The sequence below is a fragment of the Cohnella herbarum genome, from assembly GCF_012849095.1.
GTDB lineage: Bacteria > Bacillota > Bacilli > Paenibacillales > Paenibacillaceae > Cohnella > Cohnella herbarum.
The window spans coordinates 2766048-2782326 of record NZ_CP051680.1 but is presented as its reverse complement, the minus strand read 5'-3'; the positions used below and the strand labels follow the sequence as shown (position 1 = coordinate 2782326).

13 protein-coding genes are annotated in these 16279 nt (G+C 51.3%); 11 read left to right on the top strand and 2 right to left on the bottom strand.

From position 1 onward, the window contains the following. The first annotated feature begins 23 nt into the window (after positions 1-23). From HH215_RS12420 to HH215_RS12410, 3 genes are all read left to right on the top strand, one after another. Positions 24-575 carry an SRPBCC domain-containing protein gene (locus tag HH215_RS12420; RefSeq protein WP_310735591.1) on the top strand — a complete coding sequence of 184 codons (552 nt, stop codon included), beginning with the start codon at positions 24-26 and terminating at the stop codon, positions 573-575. Positions 576-792: 217 nt separating this feature from the next. Continuing rightward, the gene (locus HH215_RS12415; protein ID WP_254450458.1) at positions 793-1464 is read left to right on the top strand and encodes a DUF4386 domain-containing protein; all 672 of its coding nucleotides are present in this window, start codon (positions 793-795) and stop codon (positions 1462-1464) included. A 113-nt stretch (positions 1465-1577) separates the two neighbouring features. After that, positions 1578-2186 carry a hypothetical protein gene (locus HH215_RS12410; RefSeq protein WP_169280193.1) on the top strand — a complete coding sequence of 203 codons (609 nt, stop codon included), beginning with the start codon at positions 1578-1580 and terminating at the stop codon, positions 2184-2186. A gap of 142 nt (positions 2187-2328) precedes the next feature. On the opposite strand, the gene HH215_RS12405 is transcribed toward HH215_RS12410, so the two are convergent. Next, positions 2329-3207, bottom strand: a complete 879-nt coding sequence (locus tag HH215_RS12405) for a LysR family transcriptional regulator (protein ID WP_169280192.1) — start codon at positions 3205-3207, stop codon at positions 2329-2331. Between the two features lie 122 nt (positions 3208-3329). Here HH215_RS12405 and zwf point away from each other — a divergent pair, with 122 nt between their 5' ends. The 5 genes from zwf (at position 3330) to HH215_RS12380 (ending at position 9906) form a co-directional block, all read left to right on the top strand. Then, positions 3330-4862 carry a glucose-6-phosphate dehydrogenase gene (zwf, locus tag HH215_RS12400; RefSeq protein WP_169280191.1) on the top strand — a complete coding sequence of 511 codons (1533 nt, stop codon included), beginning with the start codon at positions 3330-3332 and terminating at the stop codon, positions 4860-4862. After that, the gene (tkt, locus tag HH215_RS12395) at positions 4840-6825 is read left to right on the top strand and encodes a transketolase (RefSeq protein WP_169280190.1); all 1986 of its coding nucleotides are present in this window, start codon (positions 4840-4842) and stop codon (positions 6823-6825) included. The genes zwf and tkt overlap by 23 nt, the downstream gene beginning before the upstream one ends. A 52-nt stretch (positions 6826-6877) precedes the next feature. Further along, positions 6878-7543, top strand: coding sequence for a fructose-6-phosphate aldolase (gene fsa / locus HH215_RS12390; RefSeq protein WP_169280189.1), 666 nt, complete (start codon positions 6878-6880; stop codon positions 7541-7543). Between the two features lie 45 nt (positions 7544-7588). Continuing rightward, positions 7589-8998 carry an NADP-dependent phosphogluconate dehydrogenase gene (gene gnd / locus HH215_RS12385; protein WP_169280188.1) on the top strand — a complete coding sequence of 470 codons (1410 nt, stop codon included), beginning with the start codon at positions 7589-7591 and terminating at the stop codon, positions 8996-8998. Between the two features lie 149 nt (positions 8999-9147). Then, on the top strand, positions 9148-9906 hold the full coding sequence (locus HH215_RS12380) for a YheC/YheD family protein (protein WP_169280187.1): 759 nt from the start codon (positions 9148-9150) through the stop codon (positions 9904-9906). A 4-nt stretch (positions 9907-9910) separates the two neighbouring features. On the opposite strand, the gene HH215_RS12375 is transcribed toward HH215_RS12380, so the two are convergent. Continuing rightward, positions 9911-10159, bottom strand: coding sequence for a hypothetical protein (locus tag HH215_RS12375; protein ID WP_169280186.1), 249 nt, complete (start codon positions 10157-10159; stop codon positions 9911-9913). 299 nt (positions 10160-10458) lie between these two features. Between HH215_RS12375 and HH215_RS12370 the strand changes: the two genes are divergently transcribed. The 3 genes from HH215_RS12370 to HH215_RS12360 all read left to right on the top strand — a co-directional run bounded on the left by HH215_RS12370 (position 10459) and on the right by HH215_RS12360 (position 16240). Beyond that, positions 10459-11994, top strand: coding sequence for a glycoside hydrolase family 31 protein (locus tag HH215_RS12370; protein WP_169280185.1), 1536 nt, complete (start codon positions 10459-10461; stop codon positions 11992-11994). Between the two features lie 51 nt (positions 11995-12045). After that, complete coding sequence (locus tag HH215_RS12365) at positions 12046-13086, top strand: LacI family DNA-binding transcriptional regulator (RefSeq protein WP_310735616.1); 1041 nt, start codon at positions 12046-12048, stop codon at positions 13084-13086. Positions 13087-13324: 238 nt separating this feature from the next. Further along, positions 13325-16240, top strand: a complete 2916-nt coding sequence (locus tag HH215_RS12360) for a DUF4832 domain-containing protein (protein ID WP_169280183.1) — start codon at positions 13325-13327, stop codon at positions 16238-16240. Positions 16241-16279: the final 39 nt, after the last annotated feature.

The window sequence follows — 16279 nt, the reverse complement described above, 5'->3', positions numbered from 1 at the left end:
AAGAGGCGTCGGGAGGAGAAAAGGTGGTAGGCTCCATTTTCAAACAAGAAGTAGCAAAGGCGACCGGGAGATCGTGGGAACAGTGGATCTCGATACTTGACCGGAGCGTAGATCCGCTAGGGTCTCATGAACAAATTAGAAATCATATACTCGAAGAGCATGGAGTTACGGAGGAATGGAGCGAATGGATATCGGTCCTATATGAACAGCTGTTGGGACGAATACCGGTGGGAGCTACCAAAGACGCGGGCGTGCAGATCGGCGTAAGGAGAACATTGGCCATTACGAAGGAGCAAGCCTGGAATTTCCTTCTGTCGCCTGCAGGATTGTCTTTATGGATCGGGGATGTGCCTCCATTAAAGTTGCAGATCGGACAAGAGTACGAATCGAAAGAAGGCGTTTCCGGTAAAATAACGGCGGTCGTACCTTATCACAAGCTGAGAATGACGTGGAAACGCCCGGAGTGGGACAACCCGTCCCGTCTTCAACTCTATTTTTTGTCCACGAAATCCGGAAAAACTACGCTCGCTGTCCATCAGGAAATGTTGGATGAAGTCTATATGAGAGAGAGATGAGGCGTTATTGGGACGAGATGTTGAATAAGCTCATCAATAGCGAGACTTATGCAAGATGAAAAATAAGTTTTCCGAATAGCCCGTTCCATGGAAACGCCGAAACCGGCGTTTTTTTCGTTAAACCATACTTAAGTATGTTCATGACACTCCCTCTTAGCTGTTATGCTACAGCCCAAAGAGATTTAATTTCAAATCAAAGGAGAGTCCAACGAACATCATGACAATGAACTCGTACAGAAAAACCGCGGTAGCCATAGGGTTATTATTTCTCATCGCGACGGTCGCCTATATGGTCGGAAGCGGGCTGATCGATTCCGTAATCCATAGTGAACAATCGCTTGAGCAGGTCTATCCTGAACGAACGAAAGTAATGACGGGTGTGTTTCTTGAACTGATTAACGCGGTTGCGGTCGTGTGTATTGCCATACTCATGTTTCCAATCCTTAAAAAGCAGAACGAAGCGATGGCTATAGGGTACTACGGTTCTAGAATTATGGAATCGGTTTTTCTTTTAGCGAGTATTATCGGCATTTTGTTGCTTGTTGCTGCAAGTCAAGATTATGCGGGCTCAGGGGCAACTGAAGGTTCATATTACGATACGATAAAGACTCTTACGACTAAAGGGTACGATTTGGCTTTCGACCTGGCCATGTTAGTTCTTAGCTTGGGCAGTTTAATGTTTTGTTATTTGCTTTATCGATCGCAGCTTGTCCCGCGAATCCTTTCCGTCATTGGTCTAATTGGTTATGTCGCTTTATTAGCCAGCAGTTGTTTAGGAATTATCGGTAAAGATCCGGGCATGCTGCTGTTTATACCGGGAGCCGTATTCGAAATCGTTTTTCCGATATGGTTGATTGTTAAAGGTTTTAATTTTAAAGCGAAAGACTGAAGCTTTAAGCGGCTATTTATTGGAGTAGCTATTAATTGGAACTGGAGTTTGTATGCCGTGGACTAGACTGTTCAAAGAGCCCAATGATATGATGGTTATCGGGTGAAGCAGATATGAATAACGAGACAACCAACGAAAACGCAAACGACAATCAAACAGAAAAATGGAACGATCTAGTCAAGGCAGTACACCATAACGGCATCACTGCTTTGAAAATGCACTTCGAAGAAGTCGAGGGACAAGTACTGAACCAAGAAATCTACGGTCCGGTTTTCGTTTTTCAAGTAAAAGACGACGCGAATAACGCGTATGCTTGCGGTTTTTTCCTTCGCGAGTTGGTCGCGAAGTTCCAATCGGGCGGCGATCCCGCGCAATGGATGGCTTCATTTTACTTCGAATTGATGAAGACGGAAGGCGGAAGACCGCTTCCTAAACCGCCTGCTAGCGAAGACGATGCCAAAGCGTTAATAGACAAGGTGTTGGTTCCGCTGTGCATGGAGGCCGTTCGCGAAGAATTCGCCCCGCAGCAAATTCATGCGGGCCTGGATTGGAATCAAGAGCACGGTCCGGTGTTCGAAGCCGGTTTCCCGGAAATCAAGGACGGGAACAACGTATGCGCGGTTCCTCTTCATCTCTTGTTCACGCATTGGCTTCTAAACCGCGATCCTTCCGACATTCTTGTCCAAGGCTTGTACAAAATTCGAGAAGAACACGGAATGTAACTCGAATTCGCCGATCTTCACGACGATCGGACAACGAATAACCGTTTGCTAGCAACCTGCCCAAAGGTTGAAAGCAAACGGTTATTTGCCGTCGGCGCTGGAATATTATCGCGAAAGACGTAAAAATCTAATCCCCCGACGATTACCGGATGCTTTCGATAAATTCGCTAGCCGCGCTGGACAGAGGCATGTTGCGCATTATCATAATCCCTACGTTAGAGGGAGGCAGTTGCACGTCTAATTGGATCTCGAACAGGGAGCCGTCCTCCAGCTCCTTCGAGACGAACTCTCTAGTGACGTAAGAGATGCCGAGACCTCTTCGCGCGAACTCGATTAACAGATCCACGCTCCCGACCTCGATTTCGGGCTTGAGTTTATAGCCGTATCCTTGAAACAATTCCGTAATGGCCATTCGTGCCCGGCTGTTCCTGGAGAACAAGATAACAGGGTAGCGGAGCAGCATCTCAAGCGAAAGCACCATGTTTTTAAGCTCGGCATAACGAGCCCCCGCCACGAAACAATCCTGCAGCTGGATACTTTCCCTCACTTCTAATTGGGAATCGACGATCGGCATGCGCACGACGCCCAAATCGATTCTGCCTTCCTTCAAAAAAGCGATGACCTCCGGCGTCGTTCCGTGATTTAAGTGCAGCTTGATGCTAGGATGTTTCCGATGAAAATCTTCCAGATAGGGCAGCATGTAATGCTTGAACAACGAATCGCTTCCTCCGATTCGCAGCTCGCCGCTGTCGAGATTTTTTAACGCGGCGAGTTTTTCTTCGGCCAGCGAGATTAAAATCTGCGACTTTTCGATATAGGAATAAAGAATCGTTCCCTCCTGCGTCAGCGAAACGCCTTTTGAGTTCCGATAAAACAAAGTGATACCGAAGCTGTCTTCCAACTGCTTGATGGCGTGGCTAACGCTGGGTTGAGTAAGATATAGCGCCTTGGCGGCCTGAGTTAAACTGCCCGTTTTCGCCGCCCAATAAAAAACTTTGTACAATTCGTAGTTATTGTTCATAGACGTGGTCTATAGCTCCTGTGAAATATATTAATTACATGTATGGCTGTTAAAAGTATTATAGTGGAACTACGAAGAAGAAACCAGAGCCTGCGGGATCTCTGATGGAGGGAGAAAGGAAGATGGAGCCAACCACATTCGTTTTGTTTGGAGCAACTGGCGATTTAGCGAAAAGAAAAATATACCCTGCTTTATATAATTTGTTCGTCGATGGCAAACTGCCGCAATCCTTTTCGTTGGTCGGCCTCGGAAGAAGAGAATGGACCGACGAGTCCTTCCGGGCCAATGTCGAGCAATCTCTTCGGCAATTTTCCAGACGCGAAGCGAACGATGCCGAGTTAGTCAAACGATTCGTGGACGCATTCCGTTATTGCGTTCTGGATATAGGCCGTAAAGAAGATTATCAGAAGCTGTTACGATTGATTGAACAGCGGGAGGAAGCGTTAGGCGCTCCGCCGAATCGGATGTTTTATTTATCGGTCGGACCCGAATTTTTCGAACCGATCGCGGCGAATATCCAAGATAGCGGACTGGGTTCGGCGCAAGGCTGGAAACGTCTCGTTATCGAGAAACCATTCGGCCACGATCTGCCATCCGCACGGGACCTAAATCTGAAACTGAGCAAAGCTTTCGACGAACAGGAAATTTTCCGAATCGACCATTACCTCGGTAAACCGATGGTTCAGAAGCTTGGGTCTCTGCAACAAGCCAATCCGGTTATTCAAGCTTTATGGACGAATCGTTATATCGCCAACGTCCAGATTACGGCCAATGAAACGGTTGGAGTCGAGGAAAGAGCGGGCTATTACGATCATATCGGCGCCGTAAGAGACATGTTCCAGAATCACCTGCTGCAATTGCTTATGATGGCCGCGATTCATCTTCCTCACGACAGTACCTCCGAGAAGGTGAGGTTCAAGAAGAAGAAGATCATGGAGGCGCTCGAGCCGGTTCAGAAACAAGAGGTCGGCGCCAGCGTAATCCGCGGGCAGTACGAAGCGGGAACCGTTCAAGGGAAGCCGGTCGTCGGCTATACTTCCGAACCGGGCATCGCGCCTGACTCCATGAACGATACGTTTATTGCCGCCCGATTGCTGATCGAGGATTCCTATTGGCGAGGCGTTCCGTTTTACATTCGTACGGGTAAAAGATTGGCGGAGAAGTCGACGAGGATCGTAGTCGAGTTCAAAGAACCGATAAAGGCGGCCTCCGAGACGAGCGAAGAGGGCGCAACGCCCAATCTGCTCATCTTCGAAATCGGGCCTAACGAAGGGATTACGCTTCAGCTCAATACGAAGGACCTCGAACATGAAGGGGAATTTAAGCCCGTTCATATCGATATCGACCTTCTAGGCGGTCAAGATAACGTTCCCGAGGCTTACGAGAATTTGATTTTCGATGCTTTGCGCGGCGATTCCACGTTCTTCGCGCATTGGGACGAAGTGGAATTGTCCTGGCAGTGGGTACAACCGCTCTTAGACGCGTTCGAAGAGAATTTAATTCCTCTTCATTCGTATGCGGCCGGCTCATACGGGCCTGCCGAGTCCGATGCGCTGCTCGCACAGGACGGCTACCATTGGTGGTTCGATGTCAAACCGGAACAACAAATTCAGAATCGAGAAGGAGAACCTTATGCCTACAACGCAAACCATTGAACAATTAGCGATCGATACGATCAGAACTCTTTCCATTGATGCCATTAACAGCGCCAATTCCGGTCATCCGGGGTTGCCGATGGGAGCCGCGCCGATGGCTTACGCCCTCTGGTCCGCGCAATTGAACCATAATCCCGGTAACGCGAAGTGGTTTAACCGCGACCGGTTCGTGCTTTCGGCGGGTCACGGTTCCGCATTACTTTATAGTCTCCTGCATTTGTCGGGATATAAGGTGTCGATCGATGATTTAAAACAGTTTCGCAAGCTGAACAGCCTCACTCCGGGACATCCGGAATTCGGGCACACGGACGGCGTAGACGCCACTACGGGACCTCTGGGTCAAGGGATCGCGATGGCGGTCGGAATGGCGATGGCGGAAGCGCATCTGGCCTCCAAGTTCAATCAAGACGGTTTCCCGGTCGTCGATCATCATACGTACGCGCTAGTCGGCGACGGATGTTTAATGGAAGGGATCTCTTACGAAGCGATGTCCATGGCCGGGCATATGAAGCTTGGCAAATTAATCGTGCTGTACGATTCCAACGACATCTCCTTGGACGGAGCGCTTAACCTAAGCTTCGGGGAAAATGTGCAAAAGAGGGCGGAATCGGCGCAATGGGAATACTTAAGGGTCGAGGACGGCAACGACGTAGCGCAAATCGCGAAAGCGATCGAAGCGGCTAAACGCAACGATTCGCAACCTACCCTTATCGAAATCAGAACGATTATCGGATACGGCAGCAAGGTCGCGGGAACGAACAAAGCGCACGGCAATCCGCTCGGTAAAGAAGAAGCCAAAGCGACGAAAGAAGTATACGGCTGGCAGTACGAAGAAGAGTTCACCGTACCGGAACAAGTAAAAGCCCACTTCGAGCAACTGAAAAGCAAAGGCGCTGCCAAAGAAGAAGAGTGGAACAAACTATTCGCTTCTTACTCGGCGAAGTTTCCTTCGCAAGGACGAGAGCTCGCGCAAGCGATCGACGGTTCCGTGCTGATCGATACCGCGGACGTTCTTACTTTCGACGCGTCCAAAACGTTATCCACTCGCGTAGCTAGCGGCGAAGCGATCAACCATTACGTGAAAACCGTTCCTTCCATCTTCGGAGGAAGCGCGGATTTATCCCATTCGACGATGACGGATATTAAAGGCGAGAAAACTTTCGCCATCGATTCCTATTCGGGACGTAACGTCTACTTTGGCGTACGCGAGCATGCAATGGGAGCTGCCGGTAACGGTATGGCGCTGCATAGAGGCGTCAAGTCGTTCGTAAGTACCTTCTTCGTATTCAGCGATTATTTGCGCCCGTCCATTCGATTGGCCGCCCTGCAGAAATTGCCTGTCATTTACGTATTTACCCATGATTCCATCGCCGTAGGGGAAGACGGTCCAACGCATGAGCCCGTGGAGCACTTGGCCGCGTTGCGCACGATCCCGGGACTTACGGTCATCCGTCCGAGCGACGCGAATGAAACGGCAAGCGCATGGGCGTATGCGCTACAACAAAAAGAAGGTCCGGTAGCCCTAGTTCTTAGCCGCCAGAATCTGCCTATCTATGAATCCACTAAGGGCAATGTGGCGGAAGTGGCTAAAGGAGCTTACGTTCTCACGGAAACGAACGCTCAACCGGACGTCATCTTAATCGGAACCGGTTCCGAAGTTTCGTTGGCCGTCAATGCCAAAGCGGAGCTAGAGAAGGAAAACCTATCAGTTCGCGTCGTCGCTATGCCGAGCAGAGAACTGTTCGATCGTCAATCCGAAGCGTATAAGGAGTCCGTTCTGCCTGCTTCCGTCTCGAATCGGGTTGCCATCGAAGCCGGCATTTCGTTAGGCTGGGAACGCTATACGGGACCTAAAGGGAAGATCTTGTCGATCGACACGTTCGGCGCTTCGGGACCGGGCAACGAGGTCATGGCGTATTTCGGTTTTACCGTCGATCGCGTGGTAGGCTTAGCGAAACAATAACTGAAGTCATGTAACCCGTAACCAACCAAACAAATAAACGGAGGTAACTCAAATGAAATTTTTTATCGACACGGCGAATTTGACAGACATCAAAAAAGCTTATGAAATCGGCATCTTATCCGGCGTGACCACGAACCCTTCCTTAGTCGCCAAAGAAGGAGTGAAGTTTGAAGATCGCATCGCGGAAATATTGCGGGAAGTGCCCGAAGTCGAATCGGTTTCCGCCGAAGTTACGCCCGACGCGGTAACGGCCGAAGAAATGATCGCGCAAGCGAACGAACTCATTAAGATCAATAACGGAGACAAGAACATCACGATCAAACTTCCGATGACGTTAGCGGGCTTAGCGGCTTGCCGTTATTTGACCAAAAAAGGCGTGAAAACAAACGTTACGTTGATTTTCACGGTGAACCAAGCACTGTTGGCTGCCCGCGCAGGCGCAACCTACGTTTCTCCATTCCTTGGCCGCCTGGACGATATTTCGGAAGACGGCGTCCAACTAATCGTGAAAGTCGCCGAGTTGTTCCGCATTCATAACCTGGACGCGCAAATTATCGCCGCATCGGTTCGCCATCCGGATCATGTAACACGCGTAGCGATGGCCGGCGCGCATATCGCAACGATTCCTTTCGCGGTCATCGAACAGATCTCCAAGCACCCTCTGACGGATCAAGGAATGGAGAAATTCGCGGCCGATTGGAAAAAAGCGGTTCAATAAATAAAGAGAAGCAAGTAGATAATGGGATGGGAGAGAAAGCCTACGATGAGTAAACAACAAATCGGCGTGGTCGGCTTAGCCGTCATGGGCAAAAACTTGGCTCTGAATATCGAAAGCAAAGGATTCTCCGTTGCTCTATATAATCGTTCGCGCGAGAAAACCGATGAATTATTGGCGGAAGCGAAAGGGAAGAACTTAGTTGGAGCTTACAGCGTCGAACAATTCGTTCAATCGCTCGAAACTCCGCGTAAAATACTAATTATGGTTAAAGCGGGTCAAGCGACGGACGATACGATTAATCAACTCGTTCCTTATCTTAGCCAAGGGGATATCCTGATCGACGGCGGCAACGCTTATTTCCCCGACACGCAAAGAAGAAATATAGAGCTTGAAGCGAAAGGGTTCCGCTTTATCGGAGCGGGCGTATCGGGCGGAGAAGAAGGCGCGCTTAACGGTCCGGCGATTATGCCGGGAGGCCAGAAGGATGCGTATGAGCTCGTAGAACCGATCTTGACCGCCATTTCGGCGAAAGTTAACGGCGATCCTTGCTCCACTTATATCGGTGAAGGCGGCGCCGGGCATTACGTCAAAATGGTCCATAACGGGATCGAATACGGCGATATGCAATTGATCGGCGAAGCGTATCATTTGTTGAAAGACGTATTGGGCCTAAATACGAGCGAACTTCATGACATCTTTACCGAATGGAACAACGGAGAGCTGGATTCCTATTTGATCGAAATTACGGCGGATATATTCGGTAAGACGGATCCGGAGACGGGCAAGCCGATGGTCGATGTCATTCTGGATTCGGCGGGACAGAAAGGAACCGGGAAGTGGACAAGTCAGAGCGCGCTGGATTTGGGCGTGCCATTGTCCATCATTACGGAGTCCGTGTTCGCCAGGTTTATTTCCGCGATGAAGGAAGAGCGCGTTGCGGCCAGCAAGAAGCTGTTCGGTCCCGAGACGTCGGAATACGACGGCGATCCTAAGGAATTCATCGAAGCCGTTCGCAAAGCTCTGTACGCCAGCAAGATCGCTTCTTACGCGCAAGGTTTCGCACAGATGCGAGCCGCTTCCGAAGCCTACGGCTGGAATCTGGAATACGGCAATATTGCGATGATTTTCCGCGGGGGCTGTATTATTCGGGCAAGGTTCCTGCAAAACATCAAGGACGCTTACGACCGCGATCCATCGCTCAAAAACCTGTTCCTGGACGAATATTTCAGCGAGATCGTCGGCAAATATCAGGGAGCTTGGAGAAACGTCATCGCTATTGCCGTGTCTAGAGGCATTCCGATTCCTGCGTTTTCTTCGGCTCTGGCTTATTACGATAGCTATCGTTCGGAAAGATTGCCGGCTAATCTACTGCAAGCGCAAAGGGATTATTTCGGGGCTCATACGTTCGAGCGGTTGGATCAAAAGGGAAGCTTCCATTTTCAATGGATGAATTAATCGAATAAGCATTAAACGGCACTCCTGTGGAATTCACGGGGGTGCTTTTCATTTTCTCATCGTCGTACAATGGATTATTTGGGTATGCGCTGTTTCGGGCAAGCATTCCAAATACATAACCTGTGAGTAAGGCAGAGGAGGGCGGTAACATGAACAAATATGCCAGCACATCGATCAAAAGCAAATGGCGGAAGACGAAGTGGATGTTGCGGGATTCGCGGCTTCGTCCGTATATTCCGGAAACGCTGCAGTTTAGTAAAGGAAGTTTGCAGAGCATGCTTAAGCGGCATACCGTACTGTATTTCAAACCGACCGGCGGCTCGGGAGGAAACCGGATTATCCGGATCGTGAAGACATCGTCGGGAGCGTATAAATTAAAGGGAAGCCGCAATGCTACGGTTTCTTCGGTTGACGCGTTGTATCATCAGCTTAAATCTTACTCTAAGTCTAGGGGATATCTTCTGCAAAAAGGAATTAACCTCGAGAATACGAACGGTCGACCGTTCGATATCCGCGTGATGGTGCAAAAACCCGATTCCGGCAAGTGGAGAACAACCGCGCTGTTTACGAAGATAGGAAGGCAAGGGAAGGTCGTCAACAATTACAACCAAGGGGGAAAAGTGGCATTCCTGCCGGAAACCTTAAGGGGGGCAGGTTACTCGGCTGGTAAGATCGACTATACGACCAAGAAGTTGTCTCGTCTTGGGGAGAATGCAGGGTATTGTTTCGACCGTCATCTTAAAGGATTCCGTGAGTTAGGACTGGATGTGGCTATCGATAAGAGCGGTCGGTATTGGATTCTGGAGACGAATACTCGCCCGCAGTTCTATCCGCTTAGGAACAAGATGAATAAAAGCGCATATCTGCGAATTCTCAAATATGCCAAGCAATATGGAAGATACAAGTGACGGATTAACGAGTTGCGTAATCGGCTTGACGATTAGGCTTATGATGGAGCACTCGACCGGTGCGGCCCGTGAGTTTCCGCAGGAGCATCGGTCCGGCAATGCTGCCGAGGAATGGGACGAAGAGTGGCGCATGAAGCCCGATTAATCCCTTATATACGACCGAGCTTAAGATGAAGTCGTACGCGATAAACCGTATGAGATCGCCGCGAGTGACGACGACGATAATAATCTCGCGGCGATGCCTTCGCGCCATGGCTACACCTCCGATCGTTTAGGACTTTTGAGTGTATGCGTTGTGGCTTGGCCATTATGAACCTTAAGAACCTTGAATCGCCGGAGCCCGAATATTCGGCCGGCGGCGCTAATAAAATCGTGAGTAAAACGGGAAGGGCAGCCGGAGGAAAATACCGGGTCTGCCCTTTTTGCTGCGACAAAAACGTCTGTTTTTCCGAAAGAGAAAAAATATCGAGTTTTTGTGTTGACGGTGAAAGGGAGTTAAGACTAAGATAATAAAAAGTTGCGCAAATACTTTCCTAAATGGGGGATGACGATATGGCACGATTAATAAAGGAAATACAAACGTTACCGGGAGAGCTTTGGTGGGGCGGGGCGATCCATGACGGGATACGGATGCCTTACGGGATGGAAGACGTTCAGTTGAATTTAACGAATTTGTTAGAGAACTCGGGAGCTCCCTTCTTCGTGTCGAACCGGGGCAGGTACATATGGCATGATCGTCCGTTCTCCATTGCATTCCATGCCGCATCGATTCGTATCGAATACGAGGAAGGGGAAATTGTGCTTGCGGACAGCCTCGCGGATTTGCCTCGGGCTTTCGACGACGGCGCGAAACGGTTTTTTCCCGCCGACGGACGTTATCCGGATCCGATCGCGTTTACGGCGCCGCAATATTGCACGTGGATGGAAATGCATTACGAGCCGACCCAGGACAAAACGATCGCTTACGCGAAAGAAATACTGAGCAATGGCTTTCCTCCGGGCGTTCTGATCATCGACGATAATTGGATGGAGGATTACGGGACGTGGACCTTCCATTCGAAGCGTTTTCCCGATCCGAAGACGATGGTGGAGACGCTCCATGAAATGGGCTTTAAGGTCATGTTGTGGGTTTGTCCCTATGTAAGTCCGGATAGCTTCAACGGAAGAATGCTAGATAAAAAAGGCTTCTTGGTTAACGACGAAGAGGGAAGAATGGCCATTCGGCGTTGGTGGAACGGCTGCAGCGCGGTACTCGACTATACGCTGCCGGAAGCGTTCGAATGGTTCAAGGGGACCCTAGACGAGCTCGTTAACCGATATGGCATTGACGGGTTCAAATTCGATGCGGGCGATCCGTCCGGCGACTCCTCTTGGGCGTGGGCGACTTCCTTTCGCTGGCAGGGCACTCAGATCCCGAACGAAGACTGCGCGGCTTATAGTCGCTTAGGCCTAAACTATCCGCTCAGCGAATATCGCGCTAGCTGGAAGACGGGGGGCGCGCCGTTAATGCAGCGGTTAAGGGACAAGCCGCATAGCTGGGATGAGGACGGGATCCGTTCGCTTATTCCGAACTCCATCGCGCAAGGGCTGGTCGGTTCCGCTTTTAATTGCCCGGATATGGTAGGGGGCGGATGGGACGGAGACTTGCAAGGGACTCCGTTCGACCCGGAGCTGTTCGTACGTTATTCGCAATGCGCCGCGTTGTTTCCGATGATGCAGTTTTCGACGGCACCCTGGAAGGTGCTCAACGAAGAGTTAGGTACTTATTGCATGGATGCCGTGAAGCTGCGCCTTCGAATGGGGCCGGAGCTGCTTCGTTTGGCGGAGGAAGCCGGCCGGCTAGGCACCCCGATCCTCCGCGCGTTGGAATTCGTCTTTCCAGGCCAAGGATTCGAGCGGGTTAAAGACCAATTCATGTTGGGAGAACGGATTCTCGTTGCCCCGGTTCTCGCCAAAGGGGCGAAGGAGCGGGTAATCGTTTTTCCCGAAGGGCTATGGTTGGGGGACGATGCAAGTTGCGTGCAAGGACCGTGCGAACGAACCGTAGACGCGCCTTTATCCCGGTTGCCTTGGTATCGACGCCAATGAAATACGTTTGACTCCGGGGCTTGTCCTCATTAAGATGAAAATGTAGGTTGTATCAGACTGGAGGGGGCACTCATTAAGCTCAAAGAGATCGCCGAAAAGGCCAACGTTTCGATCAGTACCGTTTCCCGCATTATTAACAATCAGGGAAATTTCAGCGATGATACCCGTCGTAAAGTGCTTGACATTGCCAATGAGTATTTGAAGCCGGGGATCACTCCTTCCAGAATGGTTGGCATCTCCTATAGCATCGCGGTGTTCGTACCCGACGTGAACGATTTTTTCGATAACGATCCTTCCTCCTCCGCGGATTTGAACGATCTGAAAGAAGAGTTCGAGTCTTACGGGCATCAGTTCCATATGGCGACCCATACGGCGGATTTATCCCCCGCATCCTCGGCCTATCGGCTCTTGAACGAGAAAAAAATCGACGCGGCCGTCATTTTCGACCCTTTCGTCGGGGATAGTCTCGTAGAAGAACTTATGAACCGGGGAATTCCATATTTGATTACCAACGGCAGAAACTACGAAGCCGCGCAAAATTATATCGATTACGATAATCGCAAAGGCGCTTATGACGTCATTCATTATTTGTACGGTTTAGGGCACAGGCAAATCGGAATGATCGCGGGCCCGAGCGAGCACTTGGTTAACGAAAACAGGCTTCGGGGATGCCGCGACGCTTTTCTCCAATTGGGGATGCCTTGGATGGAATCGAACATTCTGATGGGGGCATTCGATCCCGCGCACGGACATCAAGCGGTGAAAAAAATGCTCGCGGAGCATCCGGACATTACCGCGATATTCGCTTTTAACGATATCATCGCCTTCGGGGCGATGAAAGGGCTGGCGGAGTTGAAGCTACGCGTGCCGAGAGACGTTTCGCTTATCGGCTTCGACGATTTGAAACTTTCCGAGTTTATGATGCCGCCGCTGACGACCGTCCGCAGATTCCGATACGATATCAGCCAGTTGATCGTAAAGATGCTGACGGAGTTAATTACGAACAAAAATATTTCGGAAGTGAACATCAGCTTAAAGACGGAGCTTATCGAGCGAGAATCGTGCGCCAAGGTTATGGTTCGAGAACAATAGAAGCAAGCTAAAAGGGTTATTCCAAGCATCGTTGGAATAGCCTTTTTTTGCTCTTGAATAGGGATTGACACGTTGAGGTATTCCAATTATGATAGGCACAAGGAAAATATTTGCGCAAATTACTTTCCTGAATGACGACTCGAATTTCATCATGATCAACTTGAAGGAACCTTTTTTTGATCGAATCATGGAAGCGCTATCACGCTTAGCGACAATTCGAACGGGAGGGATTTAAGGGATGAAGTTGTTGTCTGGAAAGTTATGCTTTACATTAGCAGTCGCGCTATTATCCGTTTCATTAAACGCGGGCTGGCCGAGCAAGGAGGTCCATGCGGCCGTGGGACCGATTACCGTCAACCTGTCCGAGACGTCCGAAGCGTTCAAAAATCCGAATATGGGCTTCAGGCCTTCGGTCTACATCGGGAGCACGAACTTCCCGGACAAAGAGTATACTTCGATCTACAAGCATTACATTCCGTACACGAGCCTCGAGAACGCGGCGTCCGATTCCGTGCAGAAGATTAAAGACTGGAGCAACACGGCTTGGGCCGGATTGGAGAACCGGAATATCAAAGTGGTCCCGCGCGTCGTGATCGTCTACCCGAATACGGGGGAGTATTGGCCGGACGGCATCCCGCACGGGGATCCCGCGCAGCAGTGGCTGTCGGACACTTACAAAACCCGGATGGTCGCGTTTATCAACAAGCTGGGACAAGCTTGGGACAACGATCCCCGCGTGGCCGCCGTCGAATTCGGTTTGTTCGGGAATTGGGGCGAGCAGCACATCTATCCCAATAAGTTCGCAGACGGAACGGACCGCATTCCGCTGAGCTTCCAGCAGGCACTGGGCGATGCTTACGTCAACGCTTTTCATAATAAGAAAGTGATGGTCCGGTACCCGGATACTTTCATCGGTTATCCTTTCGGCATCCAGTGGGATTCCTTCGCCTTGCCGGACGATGTCGCGGGGGGCAACGGCGAGATCGCGAGAGACGCTTGGAGGACGCAAATCAACAGCGGGGAAGTGGCTTACGACTGGGGCGATCAATCGAATCTGGGTGGTAGCCCGGATGGGACATTAGGAAGCGCGAGCAATACGAACTACGTTATCGATTGGATCATGAGGACGCACACGTCGAGCCTGGGATGGATCGCGGAATACAACGCGAGCAATTCCGCCGTCGAAGCCGGTGCGACCGCCATGCAGAAGGTGCTCGGATACCGGTTCGTCATTAACCAGGCGACCTTCTCCGGCAGCGTACAGCCCGGCGGCACGATGAACGTATCGTTTAACGTGACGAATAAAGGCTCATCTCCGTTCTACTACGATTGGCCGGTAGAAGCCAGCTTGCTAAGAGCGGACAAATCGGTCGCTTGGAAAGGGCTGTTTAACGCCGATGTCAGGCAATGGCTTCCGGGGACGGATTGGAACGTCGCTACGAGAGCCTATAACAATGCTCCCGCCGCGAATGCCGTTTCGGGTGCGTTTACGATCCCAACCAACCTGGCTGCGGGAACGTATACTCTAGCTTTGTCCATCTTGGATCCTTCGGGCTGGAAACCAAGCGTTCGATTCGCCAATACGAACTATTATGCCGGTGGCCGGACCCCGATCGGCAAAGTGGGAATCGGCGGGGATCCGAGCGATCAGAATCTCGGTTCGTTCGCCGCGCTAAAACCGGATAACACGTTGTCTTATAGCTTAACAAGCGGTCCTTACGACGGAGGTACGAGCGGAGGGGGCGGCGGAGACACGCAAGCGCCTAGCGCGCCCGCGAATCTAATCAGCACGGGTACGACCGCAAGCAGCGCTAGCTTAGCTTGGAGCGCTTCGACGGACAATGTCGGGGTAACCGGCTACGACGTGTACCGCGGGGGCAGCTTGATCGGATCGACGTCATCTACTTCTTACACCGACTCGGGGCTAAACGCCGCAACGGCATACAGCTACACGGTGAAAGCGAAGGACGCCGCGGGCAATGTTTCGCTTTCCAGCAATACGTTAAACGTCACGACCGCATCCGGCGGCGGAGGGGGAACCGTCTCCTACGAAGCGGAAGCTTCCGTGAATACAATGGCCGGAGGAGCTGCGGCAAGCGCGTGTTCCGCTTGCTCCGGCGGCTCGAAAGTCGGTTATGTCGGCAATAACGCCGGAACGCTTCAGTTCAACGGAGTTAACGCGTCCGCGGCGGGAGCGGCTACGTTGACCGTGTCGTATTTGAATGGCGATGCCAGCCGTACGGCGCAAATAAGCGTAAACGGCGGATCGGCGGTCACGCTTACGTTTCCAAACACGGGCGGATGGACTACGGTCGGAACCATTCAGACGCAAGTACAGCTGAACGCGGGCAACAATACGATCAAATTGTCCAATCCGAGCGGCTGGGCACCCGATTTCGACCGGATCCAGGTGAGTTCGGGAAGCGGTTCGGGAGATACGCAAGCGCCCTCCGCTCCATCCAACCTAAGCGTCGCGGGTAAAACGGCATCGAGCATTAGCTTGTCTTGGACGGCAGCTACGGACAATGTCGGAGTCGTCGGTTACGATATTTACAGAGGCGGCTCTTACGTAGGGACGTCTACGACAACCGCTTATACCGATACGGGACTTGCCGCAAGCACGGCATACTCCTATTTCGTCAAAGCCAAGGATGCCGCGAACAATATTTCCGCGGCGAGCAATACCGTCTCGGATACGACGAGCTCCTCCGGCGGAGGCACGGCGGCGCTTGTGTTGGACAATTTCGATAATTCTCCTTCTTGGCCCGGGAGCAACGACTTGGGCAAGTGGGCCGGAGCCAACAGCTTCGCGAACAATGCGGGAGCGATCGATAGCGGAGCGCTTAAGCTTCAATATAGCAATAATGGATGGCTCGGGAGCGACGTAAATCAGAGCATCGCCGCTTATACGAAGATGATCGTTCGAGTGAAGGGGGCCGCCGGAGGGGAGCAAAGCCATTTCCGCGTTACGCTTGGCGGCGTCGAGAAAACGTTCGGAGATTTCAGCGGGAATACGATAACGACGGCATACAAAGACATCGCGATCGACTTGGTCGCGAACGGAGTGAACCGGAGCGCGCCGGGCCAATTGACGATGGCGTTCTGGTATGGCGGCAGCGGAACGATCTGGATCGACGAAATTCGGTTTGAATAGTCGGTCGGTTGTTAGGAGCAAAGAGCTTGGCGAGAGCAT